The sequence below is a fragment of the Enterobacter hormaechei ATCC 49162 genome, from assembly GCF_001875655.1.
GTDB lineage: Bacteria > Pseudomonadota > Gammaproteobacteria > Enterobacterales > Enterobacteriaceae > Enterobacter > Enterobacter hormaechei.
Map to the genome: position 1 here is coordinate 29,784 of NZ_MKEQ01000004.1, position 19,940 is coordinate 49,723.

Consider the following 19,940-nt stretch of genomic DNA (forward strand, 5'->3'; position numbering starts at 1 on the left):
ACACCCGTACTGCCTATCATTTCACCTTTACACCGTAGCCGTAGGCATTTAGGCTATATCGCATATAAGAAAACAAGTTGTTTCATACGACAATAATTCACGCAAAGGGAACTCACCAATGACCAGGATCATTGTGGTTGGCGGCACAAAAGGCGGCCCAGGCAAATCTACCGTTGCCCAGCAAATTGCGGTATGCCTCAAAGTTAAAAAGAAAAAGAAGACTCACGTCACCGACATTGATATTCAGCGCACCACAACGAGCTGGTGTGAAGACCGTCGCCAGAACGAAGATCTTGAGCTAATCCCGTTCGCATACGTTCAGGACGACATCGTCAAACACATCAAATCGCTGAAGGGACGCTACGATTACGTCGTCATTGATGCGGGTGGTTTTGACTCCGAAATTCAGCGACAAGCGATGCTGCTGGCAGACTTCATCATTATCCCGCTGCGCCCTAAGCGTCGTGATTTGAAATCCCTGCGTGATATCGACCCGATTATCGACAACGTTCGCAACGTGAACGAGACTGTGAAGATCCGCGCGGTAGTGAACCAGTGTCCGTCACTGCCTTCCCAGGCGTCACGTATTCTGGCGGCGAAAGAAATTGTCGAGACATTCGGCATCGAGGCTGCGCCGGTTAACCTGTACAACCGTAACGTTTATGACGATGCGGAAGAGGCGGGTCGTTCTATCTTTGAAATGACTGGCGCCGAACGCGATAAGAAGGCAGAAGCCGAGTTCGAAGAGTTTGTAGATTACATCATGAGTCTGGAGGAAGAATAATGTCCATGAGAATGGGAGACCTTGCAAAGCGCAAAGATCCGGAAGAACCGGTAAAAAGCAGCACCCCAATGCGCCAGCCAGTCAGACCGCAGGGGCGTCCGACTCGTGGGAAAGAGAAGATTAAGAGCCGCACAATGTCGCTGGAAGACGAGTACTTCGATCTGCTGGAGATGATGAAGTTCATCCCTCGTTTCGAGAAATTCACCCGTTCTGACGTGATTCGTGCAGCCATTTTCCATCTGGCAGAGAAGTCGCCGCAGGAAATCGAAGACATCGTGAAACTGAACGAGGCGATCACCGCTGCCGACGTCACGATGCGCACCGATGAAATCAAGCGTGAGCTGATGAAGAAAGGCTAGTTATGATGAAGCGAACACAAACCGCTTGTGTTCGCTTCATCTCAAATTTCGTTTTTTTCGAATGCTGATATCACACCGGCAAGAATACCGAAATCAGCGCTAGGCCAATCAGTAAGCAGACTCATATCATAATCCGTTTTATCTAAGTCCCAAGTTCCCCTCTTGAAACAACATTTTTGGATTTTAATATTGTTATCCAAAATGCCATTTCTTAAATTATCATTTTCGAGTGCTGTAAGTTCAAAATCCTCATTGTTGATTCCTATGAATATCTCTTTAATAATATTTGTGCCTGGCGCCTTGTATATATAAAACCTATCTTCTTCATCATCACCGATAGGTATCAATTTGTCACTTTCAATAACAATTCGAACTTCTTTCTCATATTTCCAATGTTGGCTTTTTCTAAATAAGACCTTTTTAACTATATCATTGTTTTTAAAGTTTTTATCGGAGATGATGACTCTGGATTTGTCTCGTTCATCGAGATAATCAATACCCCCTTCATTCGCAGTGATTAAACAAAGATTCTCATCGTGAAACCCTGCTAATTCGGTATCAATGCCAACAACATAACCTCTGTGGTGTTGAGCATAGTGAGACCACATTAGCACTTCTAAAGGTGATCTTGATAAGCATAGACTGGCTAGGTCTGAATTGATCTTTGAGCGAAACGTCAAATGCGCTAGCGAGTCTTCATCTTCAGAGGCAAACGATACACCGTAGGTTTCGAAAGGATCATTGAACTGACCAACTGGAGTAAATTTGAAGCTGGTTGCGTCATGATCAAAAAACAGTTTTAAAGTTTCTTCTGGGACGTATTTGTACAATATCATCATGTCGCCTTTTGTTGAGGTTTAGAAAGGATTATGCACTTTTTTGTGTTTCATTACAGCACTCAGAATCTGGTGGAGACTTCGAGTTCAGAACCTGCTTCTGTATATAAATACTAAGTTACTTATTATTATTTATACGGAAGCAGGTCTTTTTCTATGCCAACTTCTCAGACACATTCCCTTCCGTTTCCACTTCCAAAAGCTGTCTCCAGTCGCTATGATTCGCTCATTATGATAAGTAAGTATCTACCTATCAGGCGGAGCACATGAGCCAGATCTTCTTTAACACTATTAACAACGATCAGTACGACTTCATGACCGAGTGGGACACCACAGTCATGGACAAGTGGGTGGCCGAGAATATTGGGCTGTCACGCTGCAAGGATGAGGCGGAGTTGTTCGAGACAAAGTGGTTTGATTACCGCGACATGCACCCGCTTATGGCCACATGCCTCTTCACTGAGGCATACAAGCGCCAGTACTCATACATCATGCTGTCGCATGGCCGCGAACACTATGAGACGGCCCAATTCACTACCGGTTTGAAACGTGTGCCGTATCAGGAGCTGTCGACGGCCAACAAAACATCTCTCTGGAAAGCACGCCAGTTTGCCGACCAGTACTGCTGCTCTTATGACTACTTCATTTCTACCGTTCTTTCCGCAGCTGCACGCCGTCTGTGGGACAAATTACCTCGCCCCCAGCATCTCTGGCAGCCCGAGCTGATTGAGATATTCGAAGAGAAGTTAGCCAAACGCGCTGTAACCCGTCTGGATGACTCTCTGGTGAGTTTTAAGCATCTGGGAGACATGCAGCACGACCCGATTCAAGAACGCTATTTTGAGTGGGTTCTGGAGCGTCTGCGTGGCATTACCCGAGACAAACGTGTCCGCATCATCTTCTCCGCTGTCTGGTTGATGGAAATCGTGCCTGAGCGTGTGATTTACGCGCACTTCCCGGAAGAACTGGAAGAAGCACGGCGATTCTGTTGATCCCCTATTTGGCTTTTTTAGTATTAGAAAACAAATTGTTTAAGCACCAAAGGAAAGCACATGACCGAACTTTGCCACACAGGACGAGGGTTGTCTGAAGAGTTCGATGACGACTTCCAGAATCGACTCGCAGCCTACTTCTGTCGCGACCATGAGTTTCTGACTCGCGCCGGTGATCTGGTTGCGCCAAACCAGTTCTCCAATGCGGCCAACGCCATTCTGGTGAACATGGTGTCGGGCTACTACAGAATGTATAAGAGCGCACCATCATCGTCGGCCATACTCGACATGCTCAAACGCGCCAAACGCGATAAGACGATCCGCGAAGAGCTGTTCCCCGACGTCGTTGAGGCGTTTAAGCGGATTCTCGCTGAGAAGCTGTCAGACACGGCGTACATGGTCGACCAGGTCGCCACGTTCGCCAAAAGCGTAGCATTCGACGACGCGCTGATTAAAGCGGCTGAGATGAAAGAGAAGGGCGATTTCCAGGGCGCGATGGCAATCATGGCTAAAGTCCAGCAAATCGGCTCTAACGAAGCGACCGGCATTTACGATTACTTCTCTGAATCAGCAGAGCGTTACAAGGCGCGTGAGTATGAAGCGTCCGACGATTACGTGCCAAACAGCATCACAACGGGTCTACCGCTGCTCGACAAGCTGCTTTACCAGAAAGGCTGGGCAAAGCGTGAAATGGTGCTGTTCATGGGCTTCGCGAAGTCTGGTAAATCGACGGCGATGGGTGAGTTCTCCATCAACGCCACGCTTGCCGGTTACAACGTCCTGTATCTGTCGCTGGAAGTTCACACCTCCATTCTGTCAGATCGCTTTGACGCCCGTCTGTCTGAGACCGAAATGTCCAAGCTGGTGGAGCGCCGCGACGACGTCCATCGCAAACTGGCAGAGCTGGGCGCGACGAAAGGCGTGGGGAGCTTGTGGATTGTTGAACGACCGTCCGGAAGCATGTCGCCTGCAGATCTGGATCGTATGTTGGGCAGCATGAAAGCCAATGGCATGATCCCCGACATGGTCGTGGTCGACTACGCTGACCTGATGCGTGCCAGCTACGACCTCCGCGACGACCGCGCCAACATTCGCAGCATCTACACTGACCTGCGTGCGCTGTACGACAAACACAACGTTGCCGGCATCACTGCATCGCAGACTAACAGGGAAGGTGGTGCTTCAGAGGTGGCTACAATGATGCACGCAGCGGACAACATCGAGAAGGTGCGTATCGCTGACCTCGTTATCACGATCAACAAAACGGAAGAGGAAGAAGCGAAAGGCGAAGCGCGTCTGTACTTCGCTGGTTCACGTAACCAGAAAGGCGGCGTAAGCATCCGCGTTAAGCAGAACCTCGAACAAATGCGATTCATCGAACGCATTATGGACGTCCTCTAAAAAAAGAAGGCGTGGAGAAACGCTCTCCACGCCGGTCTCCATAAGAGAACAAATTTTCTCTTTTGCCAAAGCCACAAAAGAAAAAACACATGAGCCTTTATGGTATTCAAATACCGAGGCTTATCAAGATATTACCTGCAAAAAGTAGGGTTAAGAACGTGAGCGACTTGAAAGAATTACTGACCGAGCTGGATTTTGAACAATGGCTCGATATGGAAGGAATCATCTACCGTCGTGGTGGCGTCAGTACTCGTGGACGTGAGGTGAATATCAAGGAGTGTCCGGTATGCGGCAGCTCAAACTGGAAGGTTTATTTCAACCTGACCAATGGCGTCGGCAAATGCTTTGCTGGTGATCATCCCGAAGAGATTCAGTTCAACAAGCTGGTCTTCCTCAAGCACTACAGCGGCAAATCCCGTCGCGATTTTGAAGAGTACGTCCAGAACGCGCTGATCTCACAAGGATGGGCGCCGAAGACGGAAGAGGTCGTGCTGGCCAGCAAGGTTGAACTCGAAGGGCCAGTAGCTCTCCCGCGCCATTACGAACTCCCCATTGACGGTCGTCTTCCTGATTATCTGGTGGAGCGCCATATCTCCCCGGAGCTGGCCAAATACTTTGATCTGCGTTACTGCGTCGAAGGCAAGCACGCATACGTCGATCCGTACACAGACCAGGTCAAAGGGCAGGTGTTTGATATGCGCATCCTGATACCGGTTTACGATCTGGATGGCGTGATGAAGACCTTCCAGGGGCGTGACATTACCGGTGCAGCAGAACGCCGTTATCTCTTCCCCATGCAGCTGCCGGCGTCGGGTAAGTTTCTCTACAACGGCCACAATGCAGTCGGAAAACAAACGGTCGTTGTGTGTGAAGGGGCATTTGACGTAATGGGCGTGAAGCGAGCCATCTTCGACGAAGAGACGCTGCGGGATTATGTAGAGCCAATTGGCACGTTCGGGATGCACTTGTCCGGAAATATGAATGAGGACGCTGAAGATCAGTTAGGCGCGTTCCTGACGCTCAAGGCGCGTGGATTACGCAACGTCATCATGATGTGGGACAGCGAAAAGCAAGCGATCCGCAACACCATGTCAGCGGCCAAACGTCTCACCAGCATCGGACTGAATGTCAAAGTGGCCTGTCTGGGCGAAGAAGGCCTCGACCCCGGCGACGCGACGCCAGAGCAGATACTAAAAGCCTATTATCGTGCCAAGCCGTACTCCAGACAGTTGGAGCTACAAAGCAAGGTACTCGGCATTAAAGCTCTTGTATAAATTGCACGCCTTTAATGATAAGTAGATACATACTTATTTTTCTGTAAGAATATGCTCGACGAAGGAATTGAGGAACCTTTATGAAAGCAGATATTCAGAAGTCCGTTACCGAAATTATCGACAAATCAGGCGTAGAAATTGATACAGAAGAGCGCCAGAAGATTATCGATGAGGCGATCCAAACTGCGCTGGAGCACATCGCCACGTCTGTGAGCACCGCACCTCTTGGGGAAGGCTCGAAATACATGCGGGTATGGGTTCGTTTTGGAGAGTCCCCAGAGCTGCCTGGTGTTAAACAGAAACGCGCGGCATTCGTGGCGTTCACTCGCAAAATGAAGGACGCAACGGTCGAAGTACGTGCCGGTGCATGGTACGACGGCCGCGTTGTCTACACCAATCAGGCGGTGTGTGATGAAGGTGAACGATTTGAGGAAATTGTCGACGCAACTCTTCGCGCGATCAAAGGCAGGGCTGGTGTAGAGGATGATCCGTCTATTGCGGCGTTCCTGAGCATTGTCGAACTGCCTGAAGTTACTGAACGCGTTACCGATCTGACAACACCACCTGGTTTGCTGGAATTGGTGGTCAGTGGCGATACCAAAAAGCCGTTGAGCGCATTCGTGAGGTGGAATACGGCATCATCTGCGATATGTGCCGCAGCGACTTAGACCTGGTGCGCATCATTGTCGACGCGGGTCAGGCATGTGACGGTGTGCTCGCCAGTTTTGCAGGGCAGGTGGCACGCCTGGCCAACGAGCTGCCGATGATTAAACAGGAGGCAAAATCCTACGCCGTCCACCATGCCAACGATTTACTGGAGCCATACCGGTTCGAAGCCGCTCAGGACAAAATGACTGGCTGGGCGACCTGGTAAGCCTCGAAAAACCATTTAGCCCCCTGGTGGGGCTTTTTTAAACTGCGCTTAATAAGTAAGTACACGACTACGGTTAGAAGCATGTCCACAAGAACAGATTTGTCGAAAATCCCGTCTATCTCCGGAAACAACGGTTATTCGCTGCGCTGTCCGGAAGTGAAGATCAACGGCCATGAGGCCCATTGCAGCTATACAGTCTGCCAGCACACCATCCTCGCCTACAAAGAGAAGCGTCTCCCGGCGACATCGTTCCAGTCCTGCGCTGCGGCCATTGCTGCTGGCAAATGCCAGGCGCTGAAGATGATGGTCGAAGAGATCCGCAAAGGCGAACAGCTCTACTTCATCGATATGGCTGCGCTTATCAAAGAAGTGGAAGAGCAAAACGACCGCGCCAGAACGCTTACCCGGAAGCGCAACACCATGACGATTAACAGTCTGGTTAAACGCACGAAGAAAACAGAACCAGCCAAACCCGAAACCACGTCCACCGATTCACTGGCGCCCGTCACTGACGTGTACGCGGCACTCATTGAAGAAGCAACCAAAGAAAACACATGAAAACTCCCGAGCGACCGATGGAGGTTAAACACTAATGGAAAAACTGATCGCCCTAAAGCACAAGCTGGATGCCATAAAAACGATGGGAACCAACGCCAAGAAAGAGGCGCTGGCCAACCTTGATGAATTTGAGCAGAGCATGGTCTCGCTAATGCTCAACCCATTCATTCGATTCGGTGTGAAGAAGTACAAAGTGGCCGAGCCACTCGATACTTCCGTACCCAGCGACCAGAAGGTAGTCGAGCTGCTGGAGAAGCTGGCGGCGCGCGAACTGACCGGGAACGCGGCCATTACTGCTGTCGAATCACTTGTTGCCTCAATGTGCGCTGACGGGCAGGACGTGTTTCGTCGCTTCCTGCTGAAAGATCCGAAAGCCGGCGTCGGCATTAGCCTGTGCAACAAGGTGTTCGAAAACCCAATTCCGAAGTTTGAGGTACAGCTGGCGTCTCCGTACAAGGAGAAAGGCGACAAATACCCATTTAAACCAAACCCAAAGGCCAAGTGGCCAATGATCGGCAGCCTCAAACTCGATGGTCTCCGGGTTATCTGCGAAGTCATCGTTGACGAGGAAGAGGTGAACTTCCTGACGCGTACCGGCAATCCGATTACGTCACTCGATCACCTTAAACCGGCCATGCTGGAGCGTGGCCGGCTCTCCGGTTTCAAGCACATCTTCTTCGATGGTGAGGGTACTGCAGGTGCGTTCAACCAGTCCGTGTCGGCGCTTCGCAAGAAGAACGTGACAGCCATTGGTGCCGTTTACCATATCTTCGATTTCTTCTTACCGGAGTGGCGTGCTCAGGCAAAAAGCAAAGAGTACCTGAAGACCGGCATGAAGCTGAAAGATCGCCTGGCTATGCTGGTGGCGTTATTCCGCAACACTTGCGGGGAAGATTACGCGCAAGATATCCACCTGCATCCGTTCTACATCATCCATAGCCATGAAGACTTTATCGAACGCTTCATGAAGCGCCTGGATGAGAATGAAGAGGGGGAGATGGGCAAAGATCCGGATTCTGTTTACGAGTTCAAGCGTACCCGCAGCTGGTGGAAGCTGAAAGACGAGGATTCCGAAGACGGTGAAATCATCGACTTCGAGCCAGGCGACCCGGACTCTGGCTTTGCGCATACGCTAGGCAAGATAGTGATTCGTCTGGAGAACGGCGTCATCGTGCGTGCCAGCGGTATCAAACATAAGTACCTGGATGAGATCTGGAACAATCAGGAGAAATATCGTGGACGCATCGTCGAGGTTCACTGCCATGAGAAAACGCCAGACGGTAGCTTACGCCACCCACGTCTGAAGTGGCCGAAATGTCTGCGAGATACCGAAGACCGTATTGGAGATAAAGACTGATGCTCGGCTGGATGATTGTATTTTTGGTCGTCGGCATTGTTATCGGCAGTCTGGTTATGTCCAGCTGCATCAACGATTACGTAAAAGCCGGTGTCATGCAGAGGCGCGGCCGCATTTACCGCATTGTAGATATCACGTACACACTGAAGGAGATTAAGGATGATCATGTTAAGTAAACGGGAGAAGGAAACTCTGCGTGAAATCAGCCAATGGAAAGAGTTCTACGCCAACTGGAAGCCAAAGACCCGCGCCAAACTGGAACGTATGAATCTTGTCGCTAACGTTTCGCCAAAGGGATGTGTGGAGAACTATCAACTCACTGAAAAAGGACACTCACTGTTGCAGCAATTGACTGAGGCGGTGGCGTTCTGATGATTCCATACATCTTATTGTCTTTTGCTGGAGGCGTGGCCCTCGGCTTCAGTATCTGTCGCGATCTGGGGTCGTCTCAGAAAACGGAAAATAAAGCACGCTAAGCGTGCGTGGAGGCTGGCACCCAGCGGTACAGCGTCGGAATGGACACGCCGAGGTTCTTGGCCACGTCCTTGGGCGGCACCCCGCTGGCCAGCAGCTTCTTGGCCGACTCGATCTTGCTGTCGGTCATCTTCGGCTTGCGGCCGCCTTTGCGGCCGAGCTGCTTGGCGACTTCCAGCCCGGCGCGGGTGCGCTCGACGGTCAGCTCGCGCTCCATTTCGGCAAGGCTCGCCATGACGTGGAAGAAGAACCGCCCGGATGGTGTGCCGGTGTCGATGGAGTCGGTGAGGCTCCTGAACTGGACACCGTGCTTGTGCAGATCGCCGACCAGATCGACCAGTTGCTTGACCGACCGGCCCAGCCGGTCGAGCTTCCAGACGACCAAAGTATCGCCTTCGCGCAGCATTTCGAGCGTCTTGGCCAAGCCAGGCCGGTCTGCCCGCGTGCCACTCACCTTGTCCTCGAAGACCTTTTTACATCCGGCCTTGCTCAAGGCTTCGCGTTGCAGCTCCAGGTTCTGATCCTGCGTCGAGACGCGCGCATAGCCAATCAACATGGCTTGTCTCGCGCCCGGTCGATGCGTTCCTGCATCGCCTGCATCACTTCTTCGTGGGTGTACGATCTGGCGTTGGCGTCGGTGGCTTGCCGCAGGGCTTCCTCAACCTCGCGCGTCATCCGCTCGTAATCCTCCGGCCACAGCGCTTGCTCCATGCGCAGCGACGCCTGACCCAGCAGGTGCAGCAGGCTGAACAGCCGCATGTCGTTGGTGGCGACGATGCGCTCCCGAATCTGCTCCTGAATAGCTTCGCTAGCCCGATGCGCTTGTGGTGTGGCAGTCCCCTCGTAGTCAGCGGGGAATTCCGCTTCCTCGGCAATCCTTGCCCAGGCGCTGGCCAGCGCCTCGATGGTTGACGTGCTCATTTCCGCCGCTCCTGTGCTCTTTGGCGAATCAACCGGCCAAGGGGCCTCGACGCGAAAACCAGCAGCATCACGCCTATCGGATACCAGGTCGAGAAGACCACCAAGGCATCGAAGGCTGGCCGTCCGGTGTTGGTAGGCAGTACGGCGGTCACAGCCATCAACCCGCCGACCGTCCAGATGATGCGCCACACGTAGGGCATCACGCGGGGCACGTAGCCGTCATCGAAAGCGGTCTGGTAGTAGCGGCGCAGGCCGCGCTCGGCAAGCGCCTGGCGCTGCCGCTCCGACAGCGCATCCGTCCGGCCATACCAGCGCCGGAATGGTGGACAGCGCAGCAGCAAAGGGGTGAAGAGGATCATCACCGCCACGATCGCGACACCCCACGCCATGACGGCGCCGGCATCGGGCCGCTTGGCGTTCTCGATCACGGGCGCGAAGACGCCCGGAGCACCGATCATCCAGAACAGCGCAATGTGCTGATGGAAGGAGAGCTTCATTTGCTCATCCACTTGCGCAGCAGGCGCTTTTTCAGGGAGGCGCGTTCTTGCGGGTTGCGTCCCTTGTGATTGGCGATGCGATCCGCCGTGGCGGCCTGGCGCTTGACGGGCCAGTAGGAGCGGCCATCCTTGCCCATCGACCAGACGCTGCTGGCCTGGTTTTCCAGCAGGGGCAGATGGGCGCTCAGGGCTTCGGGCGACGCGCTGGTCAGCGCCGTGCTCTCACGGGTGCGCCAGCGCTGATGCCAGAGCTTCTTGTCCTCGCGCTCGCTGCCGCAGGTCGTGTGCCCGACGATGGGTGTTTTGCGGCGGCTGCGGCTCATAACGTAGTGGTCTCCAAGAACATTCAGGACTGATCCCAGGCGTCGATGGTCAAGACCTGATCGGCAGGACAGGCGGCTACGCGGTCGGGAACTGGATGGTGTTCAGTCTCATGCCGACCCCATTCGATTGATCGCGTCGCTTGCGGCACGCTGCGACGCAAGGAGGTTTGCGACCTGGTTTAGCAGCCGTGTCCGCTGCATGTCTGTTACCTATCTCCCCGACCGCTCATTGGACCAACTCCAGAGATTGGGCTCTATCGCTCAGCCAATACGAAACCGGCATTGGCTGATGCCACAACCGAGACGAACACAAATGGCTCGGTACCTGTATTTCGCGCCCCGTGCACTTGGCCCGGTCTTGCCACGGCTATCTCACCTTCCCTGAGGGCACGAACAATCCCATTGCCCTGAAAGTAATCAGCCATTCCCGACAAAACAGTCCACGTGTCTTGGCCGTGAGGATGAATGTGAGCCGCAATTTCCTGCCCGGGATGGACATGCCAAACCACGATAATTGAGTCTCGGGTTTCAAGCACAACGGAACGAATAGGCTCGCCTTCGGACGGCTGAACATACTCGGCTACAGAAAATATTCTCGATTCAACAGTCATCGGAGATCCCTCTTTCACAGTTGTCGTTACGGTCTTCATCGTCGGCATCCTGACGCACGGCGGGCAATTGCTGGAGCAACGCCGGCAGCCATTCCTGTACCGTCTCCCACACCACATCGAGGTTGATGTCGAAATAGCCGTGAGCCATGCGATTACGCATATTGCGCATGCTGCGCCACGGCACGTCGGCATGCGCCTGGGTGAACTCGACGTAGCCATCCATCACCTTTGTGGCCGCCTCGCCGATGACGATCAGGCTCATGATGACGGCCTGCTGGGTGCGCTTGTCGGCCAAGAAGTCGTCCTTGGCCATCCCTTCCACGAAGCTGCGCGCATCGGTTGCGGCCTGCTGAATGTGGTCGAGGTAATCGGGCAGGCGGTTCTCGCTCATATCGGTTGCGCCTCCGCGAGCACCTTGGCCCGGAACTTCGGCGGCAGGTCGCCGGGAGTCAGCAGATCGACGTCAACGCCGAGCAGCGATTTCAGTTCTTCTTCCAAATCGCCCAAGTCCAACAACGTGGCACCGGGCAGCGCATCGACCAACAGGTCGAGGTCGCTGCCATCCCGGTCGGTGCCATGCAGCACCGAGCCGAAGACGCGCGGGTTCGCGGCGCGAAAGCGGCCTACCGCTTCACGCACTGCGCTTCGCTTCATGTCAAGCACAACAGACGGTCGCATGCGCATCCTTTCTTATCGAAACTCGTTGAGATGATATGCAATCAAGAATAGAATTTCAAGAACTATTTTCGAGAATCGCAATGCCTTGATTCCCGTGCCGCGCCGGTTGCCTTGGCGGGCTTGTCACAAACCTACGTTTTCAAGAAGAAGGAAACCGCATGCCCCGCCGTTCGATCCTCTCCGCCGCCGAGCGCGAAAGCCTGCTGGCGTTGCCGGACACCAAGGATGAGTTGATCCGTCACTACACGTTCAGCGAAAGCGACCTCTCCATCATCCGGCAGCGGCGCGGCCCGGCCAATCGGCTGGGCTTCGCGGTGCAGCTCTGCTACCTGCGCTTTCCCGGCGTCATCCTTGGCGCTGATGAGCCACCGTTCCCGCCATTGCTGAGACTGGTCGCCAACCAGCTCAAGGTCGGCATCGAAAGCTGGGACGAGTACGGGCAGCGTGAGCAGACCCGACGCGAGCACCTGGTCGAGCTGCAAACGGTGTTCGGCTTCCAGCCGTTCACGATTGGCCACTACCGGCAGGCTGTCCAGTTGCTGACCGAGCTGGCCATGCAAACCGACAAGGGCATCGTGCTGGCCAGAGCCTTGATCGAGCACCTGCGGCGGCAGTCGGTCATTGTGCCCGCCCTCAACGCCGTCGAGCGGGCGAGCGCCGAAGCGATTACCCGCGCCAACCGGCGTCTCTACGACGCCTTGGCTGAGCCGCTGACGGACGTGCATCGCCGTCGCCTCGACGATCTGCTCAAGCGCCGCGACAACGGCAAGACGACGTGGCTGGCCTGGCTGCGGCAATCCCCGGTCAAACCGAACTCGCGGCACATGCTGGAACACATCGAACGCCTCAAGGCGTGGCAGGCGCTCGACCTGCCCTCCGGCATCGAGCGGCTGGTTCACCAGAACCGGCTGCTCAAGATCGCCCGCGAGGGCGGCCAGATGACGCCCGCCGACCTGGCGAAGTTCGAGCCGCAGCGGCGTTACGCGACCCTGGTGGCGCTCGCCATCGAGGGCATGGCCACCGTCACCGACGAAATCATCGACCTGCATGACCGCATCCTGGGCAAGCTGTTCAATGCCGCCAAGAACAAGCATCAGCAGCAGTTCCAGGCATCCGGCAAGGCGATCAATGCCAAGGTGCGGCTGTTCGGGCGCATCGGCCAGGCGCTGATCGAGGCCAAGCAAGCGGGCCGCGATCCGTTCGCCGCCATCGAGGCCGTCATGTCCTGGGATGCTTTCGCCGAGAGCGTCACCGAAGCGCAGCGGCTCGCGCAACCCGAGGACTTCGATTTCCTGCACCGCATCGGCGAGAGCTACGCCACGCTGCGCCGCTACGCGCCGGAATTTCTCGACGTGCTCAAGTTGCGGGCCGCGCCCGCCGCCAAGGACGTACTCGACGCCATCGAGGTGCTGCGCAGCATGAACAGCGACAACGCCCGCAAGGTGCCCACCGACGCGCCGACCGAGTTCATCAAGCCGCGCTGGCAGAAGCTGGTGATGACCGACACCGGCATCGACCGGCGCTACTACGAACTGTGCGCGCTGTCGGAGCTGAAGAACGCGCTGCGCTCCGGCGACATCTGGGTGCAAGGCTCGCGCCAGTTCAAGGACTTCGAGGACTACCTGGTGCCGCCCGCGAAATTCGCCAGCCTCAAGCAGGCCAGCGAATTGCCGCTGGCCGTGGCCACCGATTGCGACCAGTACCTGCATGACCGGCTGACGCTGCTGGAAACGCAGCTCGCCACCGTCAACCGCATGGCGCTGGCCAACGAGCTGCCGGACGCCATCATCACGGAGTCGGGCCTGAAGATCACGCCGCTCGATGCGGCGGTGCCCGATACCGCACAGGCCCTGATCGACCAGACGGCGATGATCCTACCGCACGTCAAGATCACCGAATTGCTGCTGGAGGTAGACGAATGGACGGGCTTCACCCGGCACTTCGCCCACCTGAAGTCAGGCGACCTGGCCAAGGACAAAAACCTGTTGCTGACCACGATCCTCGCCGACGCGATCAACCTGGGCCTGACCAAGATGGCGGAATCGTGCCCCGGCACGACCTACGCCAAGCTGGCCTGGCTGCAAGCCTGGCACATCCGCGACGAAACCTACGGGGCGGCACTGGCCGAGCTGGTCAACGCGCAGTTCCGACATCCCTTCGCCGAGCATTGGGGCGACGGCACCACGTCATCGTCGGACGGCCAGAACTTCCGCACCGGCAGCAAGGCCGAGAGCACCGGCCACATCAATCCGAAATACGGCAGCAGCCCAGGGCGGACGTTCTACACCCATATCTCCGACCAGTACGCGCCGTTCCACACCAAGGTCGTGAACGTCGGCGTGCGCGACTCGACCTACGTGCTCGACGGCCTGCTGTATCACGAATCCGACCTGCGGATCGAGGAGCACTACACCGACACGGCAGGGTTCACGGACCACGTCTTCGCGTTGATGCACCTGCTGGGCTTCCGCTTCGCCCCGCGCATTCGTGACCTGGGCGACACCAAGCTCTACATCCCGAAGGGCGATGCCACCTACGAGGCGTTGAAACCGATGAACGGCGGCACGCTCAACATCAAGCACGTCCGCGCCCATTGGGATGAAATCCTGCGGATGGCCACCTCGATCAAGCAGGGCACGGCGACGGCCTCGCTGATGCTCAGGAAGCTTGGCAGCTACCCGCGCCAGAACGGCCTGGCCGTCGCCCTGCGTGAGCTGGGACGCATCGAGCGCACACTGTTCATCCTGGACTGGCTGCAAAGCGTCGAGCTGCGCCGCCGCGTGCATGCCGGGCTGAACAAAGGCGAGGCGCGCAACGCGCTGGCCCGCGCCGTGTTCTTCAACCGCCTGGGGGAAATCCGCGACCGCAGCTTCGAGCAGCAGCGCTACCGGGCCACGGTCAAGCCGTCGATGACGGCCTGTTGCAGTACCTGTCGCCGCTCGGCTGGGAGCACATCAACCTGACCGGCGATTACCTCTGGCGCAGCAGCGCCAAGATCGGCGCGGGCAAGTTCAGGCCGCTACGGCCGCTGCAACCGGCTTAGCGTGCTTTATTTTCCGTTTTCTGAGACGACCCCGATCTGGTCAGGCAGGAACTGAAAACCAAAACGCTTCGCATCGGTAAGCGTCTGTATCGGGTTGTTCACGAGACGGGAGTGCAGAAATGAGCAATTTGACCTCTTTCGACTGGTGGCTGGCAACCTACCTCGTGGCGGCCGGCGTCGGATATGCCTTTTACATTGGTCAGTTAATCGTAAAGCTACTGCTGATCAGATTTGCCAGCCATAAACGCATAGACGACGGTCTGTGGCGCCTGGGTTCTCTGCTGGAGACTCACTACGGCGAACTGAAGGAGAACGAAACTATCACTATCCAAGCGAAGCGTTTTACGGCCATCATCACGAGAACGCCGGAACAGAAGGTGAGTTTGATCAAAAAGATAGCAACTGAACGAGTAACAGAAAAATAAGTATTTACTTACTTATCTATTATGTATAAGGTTCATTTGTTTTCGTTGAGACGCGACTGTTTGAACGTTAAATATAACTGCAAACGAAGATACGTACCTGGCAGTAGCCTAAGAAGCCAAACACCAGCGAGGTCAGTTTCCAGCCTCGTCACCGAAATGGGACACACTGAGCGAGTGTGATTGCAGAACGCAGGATAGGGCATGTTGCACCACCCATGCCCTATTCGATGAAGTAACAGGATGGGCGGTTGGTTTTCCTCATTCCATTCCATCATCCCGGTTTCAGCCAGCTGACCGTCCATCCTGTTACGTCATTTCCATTACTTATGTCGTTTAATCTTGGGTTAAAAGCGGCGACGTAACCCGGCTGGCTTGGTTAGCCAGCGCACAACGTTGAGGTCACTGTTTTTCTTTTAATCATACAGGTGATTCCACAGAGCTGTAGTGACTGATCAATATGTTGGGTCGAACATAAATCGGTTCAGTGGCCTCAACGTTGTGAAAGCAGGATTCTTTAACCCTCTGGTGAAATCATTGTTGCCTATGTAGCCCCTGGTTTCACAACATGGATGATTCCATACATCCAATAAGATCGAAGAATCTGGCGGCCATCAACCGCCGAGAAGGATTCCAGATCTTCGCTCTATGTGAGCAAGCCACAAGCCTCGTCTGGCACTAACGTAAAGTGCAAGTTGCGGGAAAGTTCTTGGTTGCCTGGTTGTCCATGAACAAGTACCGCCGCGAATAATGATGGTGTAGCTCAGTGGTAGAGCGGTTGACTGTTAATCAACTGGTCGGTGGTTCGAGTCCACCCACCATCGCCAACACAGCGCTGAACGGTTTGGAGTTCGCCACCACCGTCCGAACGGAAAGACTCCGCAAATGTCGCCAGACCGTTCAACGCTGTGATAGACACGGCAGACGTTCTTAACCATAGTGCTTCTTAGCATCGTAGTTACACTTTTTTCAGCGCAAAATCCAAAGGGGCTTCGGCCCCTTTTTTGTTGATGGTTCTCGTCGCTTCCCACTGCTGTAATGCTATTTGTTGCCGGAATGAGAGGGTTAATGCTAATGTACGCGTACATTAGCATTAACCAAGTTTCGATAACCGCGCAGCAACAGTCTTCCAAAGACTGAAACAATGAGTCTTGAATGTCTCATAAAAATGCAATTGATAAGTAATGACTTACCTATTATTTGTCGGTATAGTTCTTTCGGTGACTCACTTGAAAGGACTCAATATGGGAAACAAACGTAAACAGGCGCGTCGCGCAGCTCGTCAGGCACTGAAGTCAAAGCCACGCATCCACGGCTACGAAATTGACACAATCATCGTTGACGAGCTGGCTGCCGCCCCTGCTCTGCCTCCGAAACCGAAGCGCGACAACTCTCCTCTCGAAGCGCGAAACGAGGCCCAGGCCCACTATCTCATCTCCCTCGATACCAAAACGCTAACGTTCGCCACTGGCGAAGCTGGCTGCGGTAAAACGTACCTGGCCGCGGCCGTTGCAGCGCAGCGTCTACTTAATAAGGAAGTGGACAAGATCATCGTGACTCGTCCGGTATTGCAAGCAGACGAAGATCTGGGCTTCCTTCCGGGCGACATGAGCGAGAAGTTCGCTCCGTTCTTCCGGCCCGTCTATGACGTGCTACAGAAGCGTCTGGGTGGCTCGTTTCTCGAATACTGCTTAAAGCCAGAGGTGGCCAAAGTGGAGATTGCCCCCTTCGCTTACATGCGTGGGCGCACTTTCGAAAACGCTGTGGTAATTCTGGATGAAGCTCAAAACGTGACAGCGTCACAAATGAAAATGTTCCTGACCCGTATGGGAGAAAACGTCACGGTTATCGTTAACGGGGACATCACCCAATGCGATCTTCCTGGCAGCGTCAAATCCGGGCTGGAAGACGCTATGGAGCGCTTTAAGCCGTCTGAATATGTTGGACGGATCGAGTTCGAGAGCGAGGACTGTGTACGGTCTGAGTTATGCAAAATTGCGCTTGAAGCCTACCAATAAGGAGATAAGCGTGACCAAAGAATATCTGCCTCACCAGCAGCGTGTGATAGAGGAACAGGAAGATCTGTCGCGCCGTATTTTCAAGCTGGAGTGCTTCACAGCCACCGAGATTTTTAGTCGTCTCCCTCAAGTCGACCGCAACATGCTCATTAAGCAGCTGGACGCGATGAAAGCCTATGAGCTAATTCTTCGTGCCCGAATCGCTCGTTTTTAACGTAAGGAAACCAAAATGACCGATATGGATATCGAAAAAGAGATTGTGGCCAAAGGCAAAACGGCCGCGCGTGTTACCCCGGAACGCATTGAAGCTGTTATCTCAGGCGAATTTTACTTTACCGGCGCGGACGGATATCGCAGCTCACCGTTGTGGCTGAAGCAGGAAGAGCCTGAACCGGCCCCGCAATCACTCGAACTGCTGACATTCTGCGTTCTTGTGCTGGAGAACGGCTACACCGTAACCGGCGAGTCTGCGTGCGCCAGCCCGGAGAACTTTGATCCGGAGATCGGACGTAAAATTGCACGCCAGAACGCGATTGCCAAAATCTGGCCCCTGGAAGGCTATCTTCTCAAGCAGCAGCTGCACGAGGTGAAGTGATGAAGGTCGTTATCTACGGACGGGATAATTGCTCATACTGCAAACGTGCGGTCGAGCTGGCGAAGCAGCTGCACGGCCACGGCTTTGGCGATTATGAATACATCGATATTGTGTCTGCCGGGATCGACAAAGAGAAGTTGAGCGACCTGGTTGGCAAGCCGGTGGAGACCATACCGCAGGTGTTCGTAAATGGCGAACCTATCGGGGGTTATACGGAATTTGCTGCTTTTGCGAGCACCCTGTAATACAATACGGCTCCTTTTGGGGCCGTTTCTGTTTGTCGCAGTTTCAGGGAACGCGTACACTTAGTTACGAGCCAGCAAAAAGCAGGCAGATAAATCATGAAAGACTCAATCACCAAAATCGCAATGGTTGTGGCACTGGCACTAAGCAGCCTGTCACACGGTTCTTATGCCAAAGATCACACCCATGAACGCAGCGCTATTACTTCAGGGGCGAGCGCACCATCCCTCGCAGAACTGCGCGAAAGTGTGGGTAAAATCCAGGAAGTTACCGCTGATGGCCGTGAAATTTACGCCAGACTGGATGCGTTGGCAGAACATGATTTTGAGCAGGCAAAGTTTGCCGCAGAAGGCTTACGTGCTGATGTAATTGGCTCCCTGGCAATTGCCGAGTTCTTATTCCAGGCATTACCAGAGATGTCGATCATCCGGTCTTACGACAAAAACTCCACTGAATACAAGCTATGCAGGGCTGTCGCTGAGATGCGTCACGGGGCCAAAAATCTCGATAATCTGGTTAATCAGATCCTGACAGTTAGCCCTCTTCGCGAATCAGAAATTAGCCATGCGGCTCTTGCTGTTCTGGCAGCCAGTGGCACAGAGGCTTCGACCAAATGGCTCTGATTGTCGAGATCAACCCCGATACACGCGCCGCATTTTTAGACCCCACTTTCAAAAAGTTCCCTGGATTGGAACAGCAGCTCATAGAGGAATTTATTTACTGCAAGGAGCACAACGCCACAACGGATACCTTCGGCAGTGACGCCGTCTTCACTTTTCCACCTTATGCCGTAGACGCTCAACTCGCTCGCATCCACATCAAGCTACCCGACGAACAGCCCTGGCCACCTCGCACTCCAGATCGGCAGAAGAAGAGTAATACTTATTTAGTTTATGCACAGCATTTGTGGAATCCGGACAGATACTCCATTCTTGCAGTTGTTACCCCAGCACACGATCTCATGAGCGCCGCCAACACACAGTTAATCTCCCACTTTTCAGCCTGTGCTGAAGATTTTCACAACCGCTAAAATCATCTTGCTTGTTTCTCAGATTTAAAAAAATCGACTCTCAATGATTCCATACCTATTAAGTATGGAATCATTGTACAAAACAGGCTATTTTATGGTTGATCATACAAAAACTTATGCCTAATATACTGTTTATGCATACAGTAAAAAGGGCTTCACTCAGTGAGTGGACGATGAAAAACACCTTTGATAAAGCACGCGCAGCAGAAAACACCTCTCGGGAAGCCATCGAGTACCTCGAACGCGCTTCCGGTTTGTCGGCAGTGTCGACCGCCAAATTCGACGGAGACATGTCGTTTTCTTCCGCCTTCATGTTATTCACTCGCTTATCTTTACTGATAACGAGGCGTCGACCTGAAATAGCCGTTCATTGTGTTTTGATACATGTAATGCCGCATATCTCTGATGTAAAGGTAAGTGATATAAGTAGGGTCTTGGTCAACCAGCTGGTGAACCCACTGATACTGGAAGGCAAGATCGTCCAGGGCAGACGCGTGTTCTCCCTGATGAAACAGTTCCTGAGCTGGTGCGCCTTTCAGGGGCTGATTGATACATCACCGTTGAATGATATATCGCTCAATAGAGTTGCCGGTGGCGCAAAGCCAGTGCCGCGCGAACGTAAGCTGACGGACGCCGAGTCTGGGTATTCT

General features: G+C 54.0%; 26 protein-coding genes, 1 tRNA gene and 2 pseudogenes. 21 read left to right on the forward strand and 8 right to left on the reverse strand.

The window, feature by feature from the left end:
* Positions 1-118 precede the first annotated feature (118 nt).
* Together BH712_RS23710 and BH712_RS23715 are read left to right on the forward strand one after the other, a co-directional pair.
* A complete protein-coding gene (locus BH712_RS23710; protein ID WP_023315962.1) occupies positions 119-784 on the forward strand; it encodes an AAA family ATPase in 666 nt (221 codons plus the stop codon).
* Positions 785-789: 5 nt separating this feature from the next.
* Complete coding sequence (locus BH712_RS23715) at positions 790-1,143, forward strand: hypothetical protein (protein WP_160859104.1); 354 nt, start codon at positions 790-792, stop codon at positions 1,141-1,143.
* A gap of 41 nt (positions 1,144-1,184) precedes the next feature.
* Here BH712_RS23715 and BH712_RS23720 read toward each other — a convergent pair whose 3' ends face one another.
* Positions 1,185-1,982 (reverse strand): DUF2971 domain-containing protein, encoded by a 798-nt coding sequence (locus BH712_RS23720; protein WP_006812584.1) that lies wholly within the window; start codon positions 1,980-1,982, stop codon positions 1,185-1,187.
* 263 nt (positions 1,983-2,245) lie between these two features.
* Between BH712_RS23720 and BH712_RS23725 the strand changes: the two genes are divergently transcribed.
* From BH712_RS23725 to BH712_RS23760, 9 genes are all read left to right on the forward strand, one after another.
* The gene (locus BH712_RS23725) at positions 2,246-2,971 is read left to right on the forward strand and encodes a hypothetical protein (RefSeq protein ID WP_006812583.1); all 726 of its coding nucleotides are present in this window, start codon (positions 2,246-2,248) and stop codon (positions 2,969-2,971) included.
* A 60-nt stretch (positions 2,972-3,031) separates the two neighbouring features.
* Positions 3,032-4,372, forward strand: coding sequence for a DnaB-like helicase C-terminal domain-containing protein (locus BH712_RS23730; RefSeq protein ID WP_006812582.1), 1,341 nt, complete (start codon positions 3,032-3,034; stop codon positions 4,370-4,372).
* Positions 4,373-4,530: 158 nt separating this feature from the next.
* On the forward strand, positions 4,531-5,646 hold the full coding sequence (locus BH712_RS23735) for a hypothetical protein (protein ID WP_022649964.1): 1,116 nt from the start codon (positions 4,531-4,533) through the stop codon (positions 5,644-5,646).
* Positions 5,647-5,726: 80 nt separating this feature from the next.
* On the forward strand, positions 5,727-6,314 hold the full coding sequence (locus BH712_RS23740) for a hypothetical protein (RefSeq protein WP_197682066.1): 588 nt from the start codon (positions 5,727-5,729) through the stop codon (positions 6,312-6,314).
* A complete protein-coding gene (locus BH712_RS25020; RefSeq protein ID WP_072077212.1) occupies positions 6,296-6,520 on the forward strand; it encodes a hypothetical protein in 225 nt (74 codons plus the stop codon). The genes BH712_RS23740 and BH712_RS25020 overlap by 19 nt, the downstream gene beginning before the upstream one ends.
* A gap of 81 nt (positions 6,521-6,601) precedes the next feature.
* Entirely contained in the window at positions 6,602-7,078 is a 477-nt protein-coding gene (locus BH712_RS25025; RefSeq protein ID WP_006812579.1) for a hypothetical protein, read from the forward strand.
* A gap of 34 nt (positions 7,079-7,112) precedes the next feature.
* On the forward strand, positions 7,113-8,435 hold the full coding sequence (locus tag BH712_RS23755; protein ID WP_006812578.1) for an ATP-dependent DNA ligase: 1,323 nt from the start codon (positions 7,113-7,115) through the stop codon (positions 8,433-8,435).
* 11 nt (positions 8,436-8,446) lie between these two features.
* Positions 8,447-8,611 (forward strand): hypothetical protein, encoded by a 165-nt coding sequence (locus BH712_RS25240; RefSeq protein WP_172687143.1) that lies wholly within the window; start codon positions 8,447-8,449, stop codon positions 8,609-8,611.
* A complete protein-coding gene (locus BH712_RS23760) occupies positions 8,595-8,807 on the forward strand; it encodes a hypothetical protein (protein WP_006812577.1) in 213 nt (70 codons plus the stop codon). Before BH712_RS25240 ends, BH712_RS23760 begins: the two co-directional genes overlap by 17 nt.
* Positions 8,808-8,907: 100 nt before the next feature.
* Here the strand turns inward: BH712_RS23760 and BH712_RS23765 are convergent, their stop codons facing one another.
* The 7 genes from BH712_RS23765 to BH712_RS23795 all read right to left on the reverse strand — a co-directional run bounded on the left by BH712_RS23765 (position 8,908) and on the right by BH712_RS23795 (position 11,939).
* Positions 8,908-9,465: a recombinase family protein gene (locus BH712_RS23765; RefSeq protein WP_003100847.1), complete on the reverse strand. Its 558-nt coding sequence runs from the start codon at positions 9,463-9,465 to the stop codon at positions 8,908-8,910.
* Positions 9,459-9,830, reverse strand: a complete 372-nt coding sequence (locus tag BH712_RS23770; RefSeq protein ID WP_003100853.1) for a hypothetical protein — start codon at positions 9,828-9,830, stop codon at positions 9,459-9,461. The genes BH712_RS23765 and BH712_RS23770 overlap by 7 nt, the downstream gene beginning before the upstream one ends.
* Positions 9,827-10,327, reverse strand: coding sequence for a hypothetical protein (locus BH712_RS23775; RefSeq protein ID WP_003100856.1), 501 nt, complete (start codon positions 10,325-10,327; stop codon positions 9,827-9,829). Before BH712_RS23775 ends, BH712_RS23770 begins: the two co-directional genes overlap by 4 nt.
* Positions 10,324-10,650 (reverse strand): hypothetical protein, encoded by a 327-nt coding sequence (locus BH712_RS23780; RefSeq protein WP_006812576.1) that lies wholly within the window; start codon positions 10,648-10,650, stop codon positions 10,324-10,326. Before BH712_RS23780 ends, BH712_RS23775 begins: the two co-directional genes overlap by 4 nt.
* A gap of 254 nt (positions 10,651-10,904) precedes the next feature.
* Positions 10,905-11,261, reverse strand: a complete 357-nt coding sequence (locus BH712_RS23785; RefSeq protein WP_003465043.1) for a cupin domain-containing protein — start codon at positions 11,259-11,261, stop codon at positions 10,905-10,907.
* Positions 11,251-11,652 (reverse strand): HepT-like ribonuclease domain-containing protein, encoded by a 402-nt coding sequence (locus BH712_RS23790; protein ID WP_001293886.1) that lies wholly within the window; start codon positions 11,650-11,652, stop codon positions 11,251-11,253. The genes BH712_RS23785 and BH712_RS23790 overlap by 11 nt, the downstream gene beginning before the upstream one ends.
* Positions 11,649-11,939 carry a nucleotidyltransferase family protein gene (locus tag BH712_RS23795; RefSeq protein ID WP_001247892.1) on the reverse strand — a complete coding sequence of 97 codons (291 nt, stop codon included), beginning with the start codon at positions 11,937-11,939 and terminating at the stop codon, positions 11,649-11,651. The genes BH712_RS23790 and BH712_RS23795 overlap by 4 nt, the downstream gene beginning before the upstream one ends.
* A gap of 158 nt (positions 11,940-12,097) precedes the next feature.
* On the opposite strand from BH712_RS23795, the pseudogene BH712_RS23800 reads away from it, so the two are divergent.
* The 10 genes and pseudogenes from BH712_RS23800 to BH712_RS23845 form a co-directional block, all read left to right on the forward strand.
* Positions 12,098-14,982 (forward strand): annotated as a pseudogene (locus tag BH712_RS23800) (Tn3 family transposase).
* Positions 14,983-15,101: 119 nt separating this feature from the next.
* Positions 15,102-15,407, forward strand: coding sequence for a hypothetical protein (locus tag BH712_RS23805; protein WP_000067984.1), 306 nt, complete (start codon positions 15,102-15,104; stop codon positions 15,405-15,407).
* A 749-nt stretch (positions 15,408-16,156) separates the two neighbouring features.
* Positions 16,157-16,231 (forward strand) — tRNA-Asn (locus BH712_RS23810).
* A 417-nt stretch (positions 16,232-16,648) separates the two neighbouring features.
* The gene (phoH, locus tag BH712_RS23815) at positions 16,649-17,422 is read left to right on the forward strand and encodes a phosphate starvation-inducible protein PhoH (RefSeq protein WP_022649889.1); all 774 of its coding nucleotides are present in this window, start codon (positions 16,649-16,651) and stop codon (positions 17,420-17,422) included.
* A 10-nt stretch (positions 17,423-17,432) separates the two neighbouring features.
* Positions 17,433-17,636 (forward strand): crAss001_48 related protein, encoded by a 204-nt coding sequence (locus BH712_RS23820; protein ID WP_022649890.1) that lies wholly within the window; start codon positions 17,433-17,435, stop codon positions 17,634-17,636.
* Positions 17,637-17,651: 15 nt separating this feature from the next.
* The gene (locus BH712_RS23825) at positions 17,652-18,017 is read left to right on the forward strand and encodes a Gp49 family protein (RefSeq protein WP_006812571.1); all 366 of its coding nucleotides are present in this window, start codon (positions 17,652-17,654) and stop codon (positions 18,015-18,017) included.
* Complete coding sequence (locus BH712_RS23830; protein WP_006812570.1) at positions 18,017-18,262, forward strand: GrxA family glutaredoxin; 246 nt, start codon at positions 18,017-18,019, stop codon at positions 18,260-18,262. The genes BH712_RS23825 and BH712_RS23830 overlap by 1 nt, the downstream gene beginning before the upstream one ends.
* A 96-nt stretch (positions 18,263-18,358) precedes the next feature.
* Positions 18,359-18,883: a hypothetical protein gene (locus tag BH712_RS23835; protein WP_006812569.1), complete on the forward strand. Its 525-nt coding sequence runs from the start codon at positions 18,359-18,361 to the stop codon at positions 18,881-18,883.
* The gene (locus tag BH712_RS23840) at positions 18,874-19,290 is read left to right on the forward strand and encodes a type II toxin-antitoxin system YafO family toxin (protein ID WP_006812568.1); all 417 of its coding nucleotides are present in this window, start codon (positions 18,874-18,876) and stop codon (positions 19,288-19,290) included. The genes BH712_RS23835 and BH712_RS23840 overlap by 10 nt, the downstream gene beginning before the upstream one ends.
* Before the next feature lie 173 nt (positions 19,291-19,463).
* A pseudogene (locus tag BH712_RS23845) lies at positions 19,464-19,940 on the forward strand (integrase); the annotation flags it as partial.

Bases quoted from the DNA above. Each gene is read 5' to 3' on its own strand.
- BH712_RS23770 (WP_003100853.1), bottom strand. From the start codon at position 9,830: ATGAGCACGTCAACCATCGAGGCGCTGGCCAGCGCCTGGGCAAGGATT.
- BH712_RS23825 (WP_006812571.1), top strand. From the start codon at position 17,652: ATGACCGATATGGATATCGAAAAAGAGATTGTGGCCAAAGGCAAAACG.
- BH712_RS23790 (WP_001293886.1), bottom strand. From the start codon at position 11,652: ATGAGCGAGAACCGCCTGCCCGATTACCTCGACCACATTCAGCAGGCC.
- BH712_RS23785 (WP_003465043.1), bottom strand. From the start codon at position 11,261: ATGACTGTTGAATCGAGAATATTTTCTGTAGCCGAGTATGTTCAGCCG.
- BH712_RS23730 (WP_006812582.1), top strand. From the start codon at position 3,032: ATGACCGAACTTTGCCACACAGGACGAGGGTTGTCTGAAGAGTTCGAT.
- BH712_RS23740 (WP_197682066.1), top strand. From the start codon at position 5,727: ATGAAAGCAGATATTCAGAAGTCCGTTACCGAAATTATCGACAAATCA.
- BH712_RS23830 (WP_006812570.1), top strand. From the start codon at position 18,017: ATGAAGGTCGTTATCTACGGACGGGATAATTGCTCATACTGCAAACGT.
- BH712_RS23725 (WP_006812583.1), top strand. From the start codon at position 2,246: ATGAGCCAGATCTTCTTTAACACTATTAACAACGATCAGTACGACTTC.
- BH712_RS23715 (WP_160859104.1), top strand. From the start codon at position 790: ATGAGAATGGGAGACCTTGCAAAGCGCAAAGATCCGGAAGAACCGGTA.
- BH712_RS23795 (WP_001247892.1), bottom strand. From the start codon at position 11,939: ATGCGACCGTCTGTTGTGCTTGACATGAAGCGAAGCGCAGTGCGTGAA.
- phoH (WP_022649889.1), top strand. From the start codon at position 16,649: ATGGGAAACAAACGTAAACAGGCGCGTCGCGCAGCTCGTCAGGCACTG.
- BH712_RS25020 (WP_072077212.1), top strand. From the start codon at position 6,296: ATGTGCCGCAGCGACTTAGACCTGGTGCGCATCATTGTCGACGCGGGT.
- BH712_RS25240 (WP_172687143.1), top strand. From the start codon at position 8,447: ATGATTGTATTTTTGGTCGTCGGCATTGTTATCGGCAGTCTGGTTATG.
- BH712_RS25025 (WP_006812579.1), top strand. From the start codon at position 6,602: ATGTCCACAAGAACAGATTTGTCGAAAATCCCGTCTATCTCCGGAAAC.
- BH712_RS23775 (WP_003100856.1), bottom strand. From the start codon at position 10,327: ATGAAGCTCTCCTTCCATCAGCACATTGCGCTGTTCTGGATGATCGGT.
- BH712_RS23760 (WP_006812577.1), top strand. From the start codon at position 8,595: ATGATCATGTTAAGTAAACGGGAGAAGGAAACTCTGCGTGAAATCAGC.
- BH712_RS23720 (WP_006812584.1), bottom strand. From the start codon at position 1,982: ATGATGATATTGTACAAATACGTCCCAGAAGAAACTTTAAAACTGTTT.
- BH712_RS23755 (WP_006812578.1), top strand. From the start codon at position 7,113: ATGGAAAAACTGATCGCCCTAAAGCACAAGCTGGATGCCATAAAAACG.
- BH712_RS23765 (WP_003100847.1), bottom strand. From the start codon at position 9,465: ATGTTGATTGGCTATGCGCGCGTCTCGACGCAGGATCAGAACCTGGAG.
- BH712_RS23780 (WP_006812576.1), bottom strand. From the start codon at position 10,650: ATGAGCCGCAGCCGCCGCAAAACACCCATCGTCGGGCACACGACCTGC.
- BH712_RS23840 (WP_006812568.1), top strand. From the start codon at position 18,874: ATGGCTCTGATTGTCGAGATCAACCCCGATACACGCGCCGCATTTTTA.
- BH712_RS23835 (WP_006812569.1), top strand. From the start codon at position 18,359: ATGAAAGACTCAATCACCAAAATCGCAATGGTTGTGGCACTGGCACTA.
- BH712_RS23710 (WP_023315962.1), top strand. From the start codon at position 119: ATGACCAGGATCATTGTGGTTGGCGGCACAAAAGGCGGCCCAGGCAAA.
- BH712_RS23805 (WP_000067984.1), top strand. From the start codon at position 15,102: ATGAGCAATTTGACCTCTTTCGACTGGTGGCTGGCAACCTACCTCGTG.